Source organism: [Clostridium] symbiosum ATCC 14940 (genome assembly GCF_000466485.1).
GTDB classification, from domain to species: domain Bacteria; phylum Bacillota; class Clostridia; order Lachnospirales; family Lachnospiraceae; genus Otoolea; species Otoolea symbiosa.
This window is the reverse complement of sequence record NZ_KE992993.1, coordinates 1-14,535: the sequence shown is the minus strand read 5'-3', so window position 1 is coordinate 14,535 and position 14,535 is coordinate 1. Positions and strand designations below refer to the sequence as shown.

The window sequence follows — 14,535 nt, the reverse complement described above, 5'->3', positions numbered from 1 at the left end:
AACCTCAGTTAAATCTCCATATGCTTTAGTAACAGAGACCTGTCTGAACTGTTAAAACAGTTCACCTGCCTATTTGACGAGTCCGATTCCAACCTGCATCACCCCTGCCAGCAGCATCACAGTTATCGGGTTCATATGTCTCCAACGAAGCAGATAAACTGAAACAGCGAATATCACAACGGCCTGCACCTTCAGATTCTGGAGCGCCATCACGCCCTGCTCTCCGAAAAAGGCCGTGATTATGATGGACAGGCCTGCCGCCCCGATCAGGGAGACTACGGCCGGGCGGAGTGAGTTAAGGACTCCCTGCAGAAGCGTCATCTTCCTGTATTTCATGTAAATCCAGGCAATCACCGATACGATAATGCAGGAGGGCAGGATGCAGCCGAAGGTGGCGCAGAGAGCGCCGGAAAAGCCGGCAATCTTCAGTCCTACGAAGGTGGCCGAATTAATTGCAATCGGCCCCGGCGTCATCTGGGAAATCGTGACCAGATCGGTGAACTCACCGAGCGAAAGCCAGTGGTGCAGATCCACCACCTGCGCCTGTATCAAAGGCATGGCCGCATAGCCGCCGCCAAAGCTGAATGCACCGATTTGAAGGAAGCTCAAAAAAAGCTGAAGATAAATCATGATGTCTTACCTCCCCTCTGGGCCAGTAGCGTCCTGACGGCGCCGAGGACACCGCAGGCCAGTATAATATAAACGGCGCTGATATTCAGAAAATAGACGGCAATGAATGACAGAACCATAATCAGAATGGAAATATATTTTTTCCCCCGTACGATTCCCTCTCCCATATCGTAAACGACTGACGCGATGACAGCTCCAACGCCGGCCTGCATTCCCTCTAACATCATGCCAATGTAAAGATTCTCCCGGAATGCCGTATAGAACAGGGATACGATAGAGAGAATGACAAAAGGCGGAGTCACTGTACCCAGAATGGACACCAGAAGCCCGGGAACGCCGGCCAGCTTATACCCAATGACAATCGCTCCGTTTACGGCAATCGGCCCCGGAGCGGATTGGGCGATAGCTACCAGATCCAGCATCTCCTCCTCATCAATCCAGTGATATTCATCCACGAATTTCTTTTTCATCAGCGTGATAATCACGTATCCTCCACCGAAAGTAAATGCGCTCAGATAAAGCGTGGAAATAAACAGCTTCCATATTACTTTCCCTCGTTCCATTCAGTTCTCCTCCTCTTTCACTGCGCCGCAGACACTTTTTGCTTGCGTGTACAGTAACTTCTGTACCTCATTTGCTTGCATTATAACCGCTCTTGATCTATTTGTAAAATACTATTATTATATAATATAGATAATTAATTCATTATGTATTTTCATATTTCAAACGAGAAAGGACAGGATTATGACACTTCGCCACATCCGTATTTTCGTCACCGTATATCAATGCGAAAGTATTACGAAAGCCGCTGAAAAACTGCATCTGGCCCAGCCCTCCGTCAGCCTTGCCATCAGTGAACTGGAAGAATACTATGGACTCCGTCTGTTCGATCGGATGTCGCGCCGGATTTACGTAACGGAAGCAGGCCAGCAGTTTTATCACTATGCTCTTCATATCTCTTCTCTTTTCGATGAAATGGAAAAGGGAATGAAAAAATCCGGCTCCACGGGAACATTGAAAATCGGCGCGGGCATCACGATCGGAACGAGCCTTCTCCCCGAACTTTTAATCCGCTTCCGTCAGAAGCACCCGGATTTCAAAATTTCGGCATTGATAAAAAACTATTCCGCCATTGAAGAGGCCCTTCTTTCCAATGAGATCGACTTTGCGCTGATAGAAGGCTCTCCTTCCTCGTCTCAGTTTATCGAGATACCTTTTATGAAAGACCGCCTCTGTCTTGTCTGCGGCGCGTCACATCCCCTTGCTCTGAAAAAATATGCTCTCCCAGGCGAACTGTTCTCCTACGATTTTCTGATGCGCGAGACCGGAAGTGCAACCAGTGAAATCGTAAAAAGTCTCTGTTCCCTTCACGGCCTGAAAATCACCCCGGCCTGGGAGAGTGCCAGCAATGAAGCAATCATCGAAGCGCTCAAAAAAAACCTGGGGATTACAATCCTCCCCAGGCTCATTGTCCGGAACGCTTTAACAGAAGGAACCCTGAAAGAGGTTGTCCTGAAAGATATCAATCTGGAACGCTGTTTTTCAGTTATCTACCATAAAAATAAATATCTTCCGGAGCTGGCCCGGTCATTCATCGAATTCTGTGTTATGCAGTACAGCTCTTCTTAATGCCTGCAGCCTTCTGAATGTTTCAATGCATTTTTATGCTTCGCCGCTCGTTTCTTCGCCGCCTTTATTCAGCTTCGGACTTGCAATAAACAACGCCACTCCGGCTATAAAAATAAAGATGGAAATAAACTGGGATGTGGAGAATGTCCCCACGGAGCCGCGGATTAAATCTCCTCTGAAATATTCAAGCACAAACCGCCCCGCACTGTAACAAATCAGATACAGCGCCGATACCTGGCCGGGTGCTTTTGCTCTCCTGGCAAACCAAAGAAGCACAATACAGTGCAGGAAATTCAGTCCGCTTGATATAAGCTGGGTCGGAAGCAGCGGCACTCCGTTCGGCGCGAACGCTGAATTTGTAAACACGATGGATATCGGGCTGTCCACCTGGAGTCCGTAGCAGCAGCCGGCCAGATAACAGCCAATCCGGCCAAGTCCCTGAGCCAGGGCAACTGACGGCATAACCAGATCAAAGTACTTAAAAAACGGTACCTTGTGTACACGGGTAAACAGAAATCCGCCGAATATACCGCCGATAATCCCGCCGTAAACAACAAAGCCGTCTCCCAGGTCCAAAAGCAGTTTCGGATTCGCGATAATATCGTCAAAAATTGTAACATAATACAAAAGCTTTGCGCAGATCAGCCCGGCAATGATTGTCCAGCCGGCAAGGGAAATAATCTTATCGCTGTCGAGTCCCTGTTTGCTCGCCCTGTACTCCGTCATAAAATATGCGGCCACAAAGCCGAGTCCTATCATAAGGCCATATCCATGTATCGTAAAGCCGCCGATTGTAAGCAAGTCGTTCTTCATGTTGTCCTCCGTTCTGTGTTGATGTATCGGTGTTTAGTATATCTTCTTTTCTGCCATCCTGCAATGGATATGCGTATTTTTTCAGAGAAAGTTTATAATTTTGTAAAGCCGCCGGGACACGGTCGGGACGGAAGACTCCCTACATCAACTAAACCAACCCTTTCATCAGCTGCGGCATCTCCTCCCGCTCGAACTCACGGATGGAAATAGCCTTTTTATTCGGATTGGCAAAGACAAACGTTTTATTTACATTCTCCACGTAGTTCTGGATTTTATCATTGGTAGCGCTGATGATGGCCTGGAAGCCCAGATCCCGGATCAACTGGATACAGCTTGCCACCTTTTCCGCATCCATTTTAGAGAAGGCCTCGTCTAAAACCACAAGCCGGATGGTAGGGCTCCGTCTCAGTTTTGGCGGCAGCCCGACCCGGTACGCCTGGGCAAAGCTGGCTAAAAGCGCGACATAGAGAGGATTCTGCCCCTCGCCTCCTGAATTCTTTTTTATCATTTTGCTCAGCTGCAGCTTCATGATTCCATCGTCATTTTTAATAATCTGCTGCATGTCAAAGGAGAGATAGGTACGGTAATCGGCATATTTATCCATATTCCTGCGGGCCTCTTCCATCTCCTCCGCCGAAGCGTTCTCCGGCGGGATGAAGATATTAATCAGTTCATTAATCTGCTCACCATACTGGTTCTCATGCTCCATTGTAAAGAAATTCATCTGGTTTTCAAAGGTCTGGCTGAGTTTAGACGGATTTACCTCCAGCGCTTCATCCATAAACATGTCGTAAAAACGGCCGTCGGCTCCCCTGTTTCTGCCGATGACAAACTGATATTTGTCCTTTCCGAAATTCAGGCTGCTGATAATCCGGTTCAGTTCATCCTTTCGCTGAACCGCCTCGCGGATGGCGCTGCGGATTTTATACATAAAGTCGTCTTTAAAATGCTCCACCGCCGTCTTGGCCTGTTCTGCCGCCGCTTCCCTGTAATGCTCAAGGTTATCGCAGCTCAGCGTATCGAGCAGCTTGTCGTATGCCGCATTATCCTTTGCGCTGGGTGAAAAGCTCCTGTTCGGATAACGTTTCAGGTATTCAAGCCGGCGGCCGAGCAGCTGTTCAAACGCGCGGTCCCTTGCTTCCGCCGCCGCTGCCGCCCTGCCTTTGAAATAATCCCCCAGTTTGTCAAGCCTCGGATTTTCACGTTTGGAGAGAAATTCGTCTAACCGGTCCTCCAGCTCCTGCACCTTTGTGAAGCTGCGCTCCCGGTCGGAAAGCTCTCCCTGCTGCCATACGGCCTCTTTTTTATATCTCTCGAGTTCATCCCGGCTGCGGTCTATCTGTCTGCCTGTCTCGCGGATCCCCTCCTCTTTGGCAAAGCGCAGGGCCTCGACCGCCTCCCGCTCTTTCTCCCACTCATCGATATTCTGTTCCCTGAGTTTGAGAAGCTTATCTTCCAGCCGCTTTTTCTCCCTGGTCTTCTCCTTTACCTGCCTGATATCGAGGAGCCATTCAAGATAAGTGTCCGCACTGCTTTCCAGCTTCTCAAGCCCCAGGAGCCGGATGCATTCCTTTTGAAGCTCCTCCTGCGGTTTTTTCTGTGCACGGCACTGTTCTATCTCTTCTTCCAGCAGGCGGATTCTTTTCTTCACGCTCGCCTTTCCGATATAAGCCCATTTCGTATAATGATCCGGATTGATATACTGCAGGCGGTAATTGCGGTAAAGCATGCAGTCCGGCGTAATTCCCGTCCTGTTTTTCCGAAGTTCCTCTATGCCGCGGCACTTGATCACCTTCCCCAGCAGCATATCAATGAAGGGCCGAAGGTAATCCTCCCGCACCTCCACCTCCTTTGACAAGGCATTTTCAAATATAGGCGGAGCGGCTTTTGACGCTTTTTCCGTATCCAGGACAGCTACATTCCAATACTCCCTGCGGTCCAGCTCCCCGTAAATCTCCATTGCCGTCTTTGCATAAGCCGGTGCAACGACCAGAGACAGCTTGCTGCCCGCCAGATAGCCTTCTACGGCATTTCTCCACTCATCGTTCCTGATATCAAGAAGGTCGGACAGGACATGGACCTCCACCGATCTTCTGCACTCTTCCAGAAGCCGCCGTTTAATATATGCCCGTGCATTCTCCAGGTTTTTCGGATATGCCTTGTTTCCGGCCTTTAACTGGCTAAGCTCCTCACAGGCCTGTTTTTCCCGCTTTGACAGCTCACGGAGGATTGAACCGGCCTCCTGTTTCTGTCTTCCCACATCCTCCCGCATCTCCTCCACGGATGCCTTCAGCCGGATAAGCGCCTCCCTGCCGATGGTACGGGCCTCAAATTCCTCTATATCCCAGATGGTCTGGTTGGATGTGACATCCTCATCGACCCACGCCTTCAGCCCTTCCGCCGTCCTCTGCCATTTGTCCGCGCTTTTTGAAAGATGTTCCAGCAGTTCATTGAGATTGAGGAGTTTATCCTTCAGCTCATCGTATCCGGTGGACGCAATCTGCCGGAGCAGCTCGTCGCTCCTTAATTTCAACTGTGCAGCCTGACTCACCACCTGTTTTTCCAATACTTCCTGTTTATCCAGATCGGAGGCCGCCTGTCCGATACGGTCGGATATCTCGGACACCTGAAGACGAAGATTCATTATTTCCATCTTATTCATGAAATAGGTATTCGCCCGAATCTGCTCCTCCTGGGCCTGTACCTCACGGTATTGTGCGGCCAGCTCTTTGAGTTCCTCTATTTCCCGGCAGGTATCTTCTATTTTCTGTCTCATTCTGCCGTACTGCATCACGCTTTCCTGCATATCCTCAATATGGATATCCTGCTCCATGCAGATGTATTCTTTTACAAAATCCTCCAGTTTGATATTCATCCTGAATGGTATCGCCCTCTTAAAAAGCAGGGGGAATTTTTCCTGATCAAGGCCGCCCAGATATACATCGTAGAGAAGCCTGCGGAACCGCTCATTATGGGAGGTATAAAAACACTCTTCTTTTCCATAGGAACGCAGCAGCTCCTCCTCCACCTCCGCGATGGTCATGGCGCGCCCCTCTGTCCTGTAGTTGTTCTCCCACAGAGGCCCTTTATGCCAGAAAAACTTTCTCGAGATTTCATTGGAAGCCGTCTCCACGTCAAATACAATGCCGACACACTGGCATTCCTCCGTGTCCGTCTGTTTCAGCTCCAAAACGATGGTCGTAGAGAAATTTCTGTTTCTCAGATAGGCAAATTCATTATTTTCCCCTATGTTCACCATGCCTCTCAGATACTCAATCAGGCTGCGGTCGGAATCATCCGCGGCCGCTTTATTGAAAAAGCCTCTTCCGTCCGTGTTGGCATACAGAACTATCTGCATCGCATCAATCACAGTCGATTTTCCGCTGCCGGAGTGCCCGGTGAAAAAGTTGATTTCTTCGCTGAAGGAAAGAGTCTTCCGGCTGATATAATGCCAGTTATTCAGGCAGATGCGGGAAAGTGCCACAAAGCGCTCCCTGTCAGTCTTCGTCTGTTGTATCATCATCGTCCTCCTCAATCTCCGGTTCCAAAGCGGAATTAATCTCCCGCTGCGGCGTCCCTGCCTGCAGGGCCTCGTCCTCCCTGAATGATTCCAGCAGTTCCCTGACATCGTCCCCCAGCAGCACCACATTGATACAGGGATAAACGATCAGGCGGCTGTTCCCGTTCAGGTCGTCCAGAAGCTCAAGCGGTTCGATCACCTGATATTTTTTCAGAAGAGTCACCGCTCTCCTGATATCGGTCGGCGACGGCTGTTTCTTAAAAAGCCGGTAGCTTCCGAGCTTTTCATGCATCTCGCCAAGCGTCGTATACACATTGACGCTGGTTGATACGCTTTCCATCTGTTCATCATAAATCAGCTTCAGTATCAGAAGATACAGGGTGGCAAGCCTGGGCAGCTTATCCCCCACAAGCGTCTCTCCCTGAATATAAATGACACCAAGCTGGCTGTTCTCATAAACCGATATGCCGCTGATGGAAAAATAAGTGCGTATAAACTCCAGGTGTTTATTGCAGATACGGAATTCCCGGTTATACTGGAACCGTCCGGTCCGTCTGTCATATTTCCGCTCGAGAATAAAGGTCTGACGGAGCAAAAGGCGGATTGAGTCTGTAATCTCCCTCTGTTCTTCTCCCATCAGACCGTCAAAATATGGAATATCTGTCATTCGTTCCTCCTTACAAATACCAGCTTCGGATAGCGGTATCTGCCGTTATCTATCATTTCCGCCTCTTCCTCCTCCACAAGGTACCGGCTTTTCTGTCTCGTGGAATAGTCATAGGCAAGGATCAGTTTCTCAAATTCCTCATCACAGGATACGGTGTCCGCATCTGCCTCCATTTTCCCCGATACGGCTCTCTGCGTGATAAAATTCTCTATCTCGCTGCGGCTGTAACGGTTCTTCACCCGGTTCAAGTTGAGAATTTCCTCTGTGGTCAGCTCCTTATCCTCCTCGTCCGGCTCCAGATTCTTTGAGAAATCGGCCTTTACCTTTCTGCGCTTGTATAGGGATGCCTCCGACAGGATATTCATCTGGGACAGATTCATCCGTTTTCCTGTCTCCGTGAGCATGTTCTCCTGCTCCCCGTCATCCGCCAGGCGGTTCAGCAGTCTGATAATCAGCCCCTTTGTATTGTCCTCCTGGTTCAGAAGGTAATTCAACCGCGTCACCGTGGCGCGGACATACCTGGAATGCTCTTTGTCCATATTGGAAATCCTGTGTTCAATATCATCAAAACCGCGTTCAATCTGGCTTAGCTTTTCAAGGATATCCTCCATCATCCGCGTCTCGGCGGCCTTCTGTTCTTCCTCTGCCGTCCTGCCGGCGGATAACAGGCCGTATGAATCTGCGGCGCTCTTTCTGACAAGAGCCTCCAGCCACTGCTCATCATCCCTCATCTCCCCGATCCAGTGCTTAATATCGGTTTTATAGAGATAGAAATTATCGGATGTCTTCAAAATATGGTACTTCTTCCTGACAATTTCTTCCACATAACCTTCCAGGTGATCTTTCAGAAGATTTGCATAGTTTTTCTGCTGCAGCAGGCCGGCAAAAAATTTATCCATATTGTGCAGCATGTCCTGAAGCGTCTTATTCAGCTTTTTCGTGTTGACCAGCGCCGTGCCGAGAAGGCTCAGCCCGGCTCTTCTGTCATTTTTCAGGGAAAACAGAATTGCATAGATATTCTGAATATAGATCTGGGTTTCGTCTTCCTCATCGCTGTGGAGTCTGCGAAACGCTTCCAGCATGACAGCCGCATAGTCGGGTATGACTATATTGGCCGTCATGGATGCGTAATCATCGACTTTCCTGAGCCATCCGGCCCGCAAAAGCCATCCCAGCACCCTGGTTGCCGGAGGTTCCAGCGTATCCAGCTCGTCCTCCAGTTCATCCTGCCAGATAACGTATTTTTTCCGGGCAAAATGCTCTCCCAGAATCCGGATGCACGCCTCCCTGCTTAAAAAATAATTGCTGTATTCGTATTCTTCATTGATTTTTAGTAATGCTTCTATATAGACGGGCCGGTTAACGGAGCGGAATAAGCTCCAAAACCGGTCCGGTATTTCATTCATCAGTCTCATCCTTTGCCTCCACGGCCCTTCTGAAAAGCGCCTGACCGTTTTTTCTACCCATCCAATGATTTAAGCGCTGAAATAAGCATGGTCAGATCCAGCGGCTTTACAAGATATCCGTTCATTCCTGCATCTAATGCTTCCATCCTGTCCTCATCAAAAGCATTGGCCGTCATAGCCAGAATCGGTACCGTACGGGCATCGCTTCTATCCATGGCACGAATGGCTCTGGTGGCCTCTAAACCGTTCATCTCAGGCATTCTGATATCCATAAGAACAGCAAAGAAGCTGCCCTCAGGAGATACTTCAAAGGTATTCACCGCGGCCCGTCCGTCCTTCGCCGTCACAATGCAGAGTCCATGCATTTCCAGCAGCGATTTGGCAATTTCCATATTCAGCTCGTTATCTTCCACCAAAAGAACCTTTTTCCCCAGGAAAGCGCTCTCTACGGCCTGCTGTTTCAGCTCAACACTGTTTCTGCCTCTGAATTTCGTAAACGTCTCATAGACCGAAGCGCGAAACAGCGGTTTGGAAATAAAGTAGTCAGCGCCGGCAGCCCTGGCCTCCGCCTCAATACTGCTCCAGTCATAGGCTGAAATAATAATAATCATCGTATCCGGGCCTGTGAGCTGCCTGATACGGCGTACCGTCTCAATCCCGTCCATCTCCGGCATTCTCCAGTCAATCATCGCCACGTCAAACAGCCAGCCTTCTTCCAGCGCTTTCTTTACTTCCGCTACAGCTTTGATGCCGGAATTGACAAAAACAGTTCCTGCCCCGATTCCTTCGAGAATCCCGGCTGCCTGCTCTCCTATGTACTCGTCGTCATCTGCAATAAGAACCTTCATATTATTCAGCAGCTGACTGGTCTTACGTTCTTTTTCCCGCTCTCCGTCATCACTGAGCAGCCCGAACGGCAGCCGGACAGTAAAACGGCTCCCATGTCCTTTCCTGCTCTCGGCTTTTATGTCACCGCCCATCAGGTTGACAAGATTGTATACAATAGACAATCCCAGCCCGCTTCCAATCTTATTCCTTGCACTGTCCAGCGTCTCCTGCTCAAACGGCTGGTAAAGCTTCTCCAGAAATTCAGGTGTCATGCCGATTCCCGTATCACTGACAGAGATTTTAAAAATGGCAAACCCGTTAATCCGTTTTTCTTCCTCTATCTCGGTTCGTATCTTTCCTCCGGGAGCTGTGAATTTCACTGCATTGGAAAGAAGATTCATCAATATCTGCTTCAGCCTCAGGGAATCACCGATGTAACAGCGTTCCAGCGGATCCTTATGATGGATCTCGTAGTCAATTCCGCGTTCCAGGGATTGAGGGAATATAATCGAATTCAATTCGGCAATCATTTCAATAAAATCAAAGGGCTCATTGGTAAGAGTCATCTTCCCTGTCTCTATCTTGGACATATCCAGGATATCGTTGATCAGGGACAGCAGATATCTGGATGAGGTATCGATTTTGTCAAAGCAGTCCCTGACACGGACCGGGTCTTCCATTTTCAGTTTACCAATCGTACTCATTCCAATTATTGCATTCATCGGAGTTCTGATATCGTGGCTCATTCTGGAAAGGAAGTCGGACTTGGCGCTGTTAGCTGCTTTTGCCGCCGCCAGGGCGTCTCTAAGAAGCTGTTCCTGCTTCGCCATCTCCGCCCTCTGGGCATCCAGTACCTTTATCATTCGTATGGCAATCATATCGCCATTAACCGGATTATCAACGTAGATAAGATGGGATGAAATCCAGTGATACTCTTCATCCATCCCTTTCTGCCTGTATTCCAGGTAAATCTCCCGTTCCCCGTCGGCAAACTTCTTCATTATCGTTTCTCTGGAAAACAGGCTGGAATAGTCTTCGCGGTAAGCGGAATAAACTCTTTCGGCACCGTACCGGAACAATTCATCATAGCTTCCGCTGCGGTCGATCGTATAAGAGTCCTGCTCTTCCACAAAACACTCATAGTAATCCTGGGTCAGATTAATTCTCATAATCAGCGGATAGGCCGTACAGATAGCGGCCCGGAGGGACTGATTCTCGATCAGTCTCTGCCGTTCGCTCTCAATTTCGATTCGCCGCACTTCCGTGATATCGGTAAATACTGCCTGTATGACTTCCTCTCCGTCCGCATTCACAATCCTTCCCATCGTTACATTGACCCAGACGGGTTTACCATCCTTCTTTTGGCTCTCCCTCGTATAGGATGCTACATCGCCCCACAAAGTCAGGGATTCTGCAGTCTTTAACACCCAGTCCATATCTTTTCCGAGTACCATCTGAAACGGAGTTATGACCTCGCTGCGGTACTCTGCTTCCGATGCGAAGCCATAAAATTCCCATGCCATCCGGTTGACACTCACGAGCCTGTGATTGGGATCCGTCGTAAACTGAAGAATGCCGCAGGGAACCGTATTGTAAAGCTGGGTCAGAAACTTCGCAGTCCGTTCCACCTCTCTTCCCGCTTTCTCAATCTTCAGTTCATTCTGTTTCTTTTCCGTAATGTCTGTGATAAAACTGTATAAAATTTCTTCGTTCTGGAACAGAACTTTCTTACCGACATCGGCTACCCAGATAATGCTCCCATTCTTCCTTATGGCGCGGTATTCCAGGTAATAAGACTCGCCGCTCGCCAGTTCGTCTCCGGTTACCCGCCTTACACTTTCAAAATCTTCAGGCAAAATGAAGTTCTTACAGCAATTCCCGGTTCTATCCGCATATTCCGTCTGACTGCTGTAGCCCAGGAGCTGGCACAGGCTCGGACTGATCCATCTGGTGGTATATAATTCATCATTTTTGCAGATCTGCATGCCGCCGGGCAGCTGTGACAGCATCAGTTCAATCTGCTGCTCTCTCTGGCCCAGCATTTCCTGGAGCTGTTCGTAGGAAGCCTTCGCAGCTCTCACCGGAAACAATTCATCATCCTTTACATCGTCGTAGGATACGGAATGATGAAGATGGGCCAGCCGAAGTTCGCCGTTCTCCCTCCGGTATATGAAGGTAGCCCTCTGGTGCGCCTTCATATACAGCCCGGAGCCTTCCACCGATTCCGCCCATCCCGTACTCTCGCAAAAATAGCAGTTCTCTGCCACTTCCCTCACGGTGTAGGTCTCATCATATAATTCACAGGGAATCATATCATCCTTTCCCGCACGAAATGCCTCCGCCACAGCATCCTTCCCTTCGGCCCTCATCATCTCGCCGGCCCCCATCCACACAATATCCTGTGTAAATTTGGAGATCAGGTATTCCATATCTGATTCACAAAAATATCTATGCAGCAATTCTTTCGATAAATCCCTTACTTCTCTCAGGATCTCTTCTCTCATATGATTCCCCTTTTCAATGAACAGCAGCGGGCCGGTTTCCGGCACCTGCCACGCCCTGTTTTACATCTTTTCCATCAAACCCAGCCCGTCTGATATACTCATCCGCATATTTTTATCTAATGTTAAATTATAACAGAATTCATTTCTCAGGTAAAGGTGTTATGCTCCGTAAGTTTTGACTGGCTTTTTGTAATTGAGGTTAGGGGACTGGCTGAGTATTGACTTTATTCCACTTGTTGAATATAATAAAAGTATAATATATAATGGAGGTATGCCAATGTCATTAAAACATGGTTTACTCGGTCTTTTGAATTACGGGAATATGACGGGATATGATATTGACAGAACATTCAAAGATTCTCTTTTTCTATTCTGGCAGGCGCAGACAAGCCAAATTTACCGGGAGTTAAACACAATGGAAAAGCTGGGATGGCTTACATCGGAAATTGTAATACAGACAGATAAGCCAAACAAAAAGCTCTATTCTATCACCGGCGCAGGCAAACAGGAACTGAGCAACTGGCTTAATGAAAATAGTTTAGACAATGAGTTTCGATCACGCAGCACTTTTTTAATGAAACTCTTCTTTTCAGGAGAGAGAAGCATTTCGGAAAATATCGCGATGCTGAAGGACTATAAAGCCAGATGCCTGAATGAACTGGAGGAACTGGATAAAGCAATGGGCAATATAGAACGGTACAGGCAGATCGCAGAGGTAAATCAGGATTCTGTATACTGGCAGCTCACCGCCCGTTTTGGAACACTGCATATCAAAGCCTGCCATGACTTCGCAGAAGAGGCGATTAAAACCTTGGAGGGTTTACAATGAACATCCTCGTAATAAATGGCAGTCCAAAATCAAAAAACAGCAATACCTATCAAATTATGGCCGCATTTTTAGACGGGATGAATTCCGTCCGGAATCATTCGGTTGAATTAATCGACATTAGCCAATCCATGATAGAACACTGTCTCGGCTGCTATGCCTGTTGGACGAAAACACCCGGACAGTGCCTTATCCGCGATGACATGGCAGGACATATAGAAAAATATAGAAACGCTGATTTGATTATATGGAGCTTCCCGCTTTATTATTTTGGCATGCCTTCAAAAACCAAAGCGTTTCTTGACCGTCTGCTGCCAATCAATCTCCCGGCTATAGATATCCATGACGACGGGACAAACGGACACCCTTCACGATATGATTTATCTCATCAGCGCCATATTTTAATTTCCACTTGCGGCTTCGCCTCAATAAAAGGCAATTACGACAGTCTGTTTCAGCAATTTGAACTTATGTTCCATGACAGGCTGACTAAAATCATCTGTCCGGAGGGTGAGCTGTTTCGTGTACCTGCATTATCCCGGCGTATTGATGAATATTTATCCCATGTAAAAAAAGCCGGGGAGGAATATCATCTGCTGGGCCGTTTTTCACAGGAGACCCAAAATAAATTAAGCGAACTTCTGTTTCCGCCGGAAGTTTTTATCGAAATGGCAAACGCCGATTGGGAAATTGAACGGATAAATAAAGCTTCTGCTCCTGAGAGTCATGCCGCGAAGGACACGTCCTATCCGTTCCTGCGGCAGATGGCTGCACTGTATAATCCCGATATGTACACAAAAGATATTGTTTTGGAAATGTACTTTACCGATCTGGATAAAACGTATCAGCTTTTACTTGGCAAAGAAAACTGCACGGTCAAAACTGAAGATTTCACCCCCTGCACCACCAGAATCGAAACGCCATTTCAGATATGGCTCGAAATTTCAGAAGGTAAAATAGACGGTTCGGAAGCCATGATGAAACGGATGTATAAGGTTTTCGGTGATCTCAATACCATGATGAAGATGGACGATTTCTTCAGTCCGGGAAAACAGGCGAAAGCCACACCGGTTATCCGGAAACAGTCGAATATGCTTCTACTTTTACTCCCTTTTATTGCAATGTGGACTCTAATGCCTTTTAATTATATTCTTGGCGGAGCAGCGGGGATTTTGGCAGGCGGATTCATATCTATTCTGCACCTCTGGTTCAAGCCCACACCGTATGAACGAATCGGCGCTTTTTCCGTCACATTGGCCGGACTCATCGTGATTGTCACCGGGGGTGCGGACTGGCAGTTATCAATCCCCTTTTTTGCATCGGGATTGCTCTGGCTGGCTTCCTCATTTTTAAGGATACCGGTCACGGCATATTATTCCTGCAACGATTACGGCGGCGAAAAAGCCTGGGAAATTCCACTTTTCATCCGGACAAACCGCATTTTAACCGTAATGTGGAGTATCGCTTATCTGCTATGGGGCGTTGTTGAGTTGTTCGCCGTTAATACGCAGAAGATGCTGATATTTGAAATTTCCGTTTGGATCGTCACAGGATTACTTGGTTTATTTACGGCTTGGTTTTCAAAATGGTATCCCGCTAAAATAGCCGGAGGAAACGGACACACTTACATGTGACCCGGTTGTCAGATGAAACGTAACTGTTCAGACAGCAATGTCATTTAGTTAACACTATGGAGATTTAGTTAAGCAGGT

10 protein-coding genes are annotated in these 14,535 nt (G+C 48.1%); 3 read left to right on the top strand and 7 right to left on the bottom strand.

Annotation, left to right across the window (positions count from 1 at the left end):
* Positions 1–69 precede the first annotated feature (69 nt).
* Together CLOSYM_RS17205 and CLOSYM_RS17200 are read right to left on the bottom strand one after the other, a co-directional pair.
* On the bottom strand, positions 70–630 hold the full coding sequence (locus CLOSYM_RS17205; RefSeq protein WP_003507493.1) for a chromate transporter: 561 nt from the start codon (positions 628–630) through the stop codon (positions 70–72).
* Positions 627–1,193 carry a chromate transporter gene (locus CLOSYM_RS17200; protein WP_003505285.1) on the bottom strand — a complete coding sequence of 189 codons (567 nt, stop codon included), beginning with the start codon at positions 1,191–1,193 and terminating at the stop codon, positions 627–629. The genes CLOSYM_RS17205 and CLOSYM_RS17200 overlap by 4 nt, the downstream gene beginning before the upstream one ends.
* 181 nt (positions 1,194–1,374) lie before the next feature.
* On the opposite strand from CLOSYM_RS17200, the gene CLOSYM_RS17195 reads away from it, so the two are divergent.
* Positions 1,375–2,259: a LysR family transcriptional regulator gene (locus tag CLOSYM_RS17195; RefSeq protein WP_003505286.1), complete on the top strand. Its 885-nt coding sequence runs from the start codon at positions 1,375–1,377 to the stop codon at positions 2,257–2,259.
* 33 nt (positions 2,260–2,292) lie between these two features.
* On the opposite strand, the gene CLOSYM_RS17190 is transcribed toward CLOSYM_RS17195, so the two are convergent.
* The 5 genes from CLOSYM_RS17190 to CLOSYM_RS17170 form a co-directional block, all read right to left on the bottom strand.
* Entirely contained in the window at positions 2,293–3,072 is a 780-nt protein-coding gene (locus tag CLOSYM_RS17190) for a prolipoprotein diacylglyceryl transferase (RefSeq protein ID WP_009298937.1), read from the bottom strand.
* 148 nt (positions 3,073–3,220) lie between these two features.
* On the bottom strand, positions 3,221–6,592 hold the full coding sequence (locus tag CLOSYM_RS17185; RefSeq protein ID WP_044902717.1) for an ATP-binding protein: 3,372 nt from the start codon (positions 6,590–6,592) through the stop codon (positions 3,221–3,223).
* The gene (locus CLOSYM_RS17180) at positions 6,570–7,259 is read right to left on the bottom strand and encodes a DUF4194 domain-containing protein (protein WP_003505290.1); all 690 of its coding nucleotides are present in this window, start codon (positions 7,257–7,259) and stop codon (positions 6,570–6,572) included. Before CLOSYM_RS17180 ends, CLOSYM_RS17185 begins: the two co-directional genes overlap by 23 nt.
* Complete coding sequence (locus CLOSYM_RS17175; RefSeq protein ID WP_021643089.1) at positions 7,256–8,674, bottom strand: Wadjet anti-phage system protein JetA family protein; 1,419 nt, start codon at positions 8,672–8,674, stop codon at positions 7,256–7,258. Before CLOSYM_RS17175 ends, CLOSYM_RS17180 begins: the two co-directional genes overlap by 4 nt.
* Positions 8,675–8,718: 44 nt before the next feature.
* Positions 8,719–11,997, bottom strand: a complete 3,279-nt coding sequence (locus CLOSYM_RS17170; RefSeq protein WP_243759635.1) for a hybrid sensor histidine kinase/response regulator — start codon at positions 11,995–11,997, stop codon at positions 8,719–8,721.
* Between the two features lie 277 nt (positions 11,998–12,274).
* Between CLOSYM_RS17170 and CLOSYM_RS17165 the strand changes: the two genes are divergently transcribed.
* Both CLOSYM_RS17165 and CLOSYM_RS17160 read left to right on the top strand, forming a co-directional pair.
* Positions 12,275–12,826, top strand: coding sequence for a PadR family transcriptional regulator (locus CLOSYM_RS17165; protein ID WP_003507499.1), 552 nt, complete (start codon positions 12,275–12,277; stop codon positions 12,824–12,826).
* The gene (locus CLOSYM_RS17160) at positions 12,823–14,457 is read left to right on the top strand and encodes an NAD(P)H-dependent oxidoreductase (RefSeq protein WP_021643086.1); all 1,635 of its coding nucleotides are present in this window, start codon (positions 12,823–12,825) and stop codon (positions 14,455–14,457) included. Before CLOSYM_RS17165 ends, CLOSYM_RS17160 begins: the two co-directional genes overlap by 4 nt.
* Positions 14,458–14,535 lie beyond the last annotated feature (78 nt).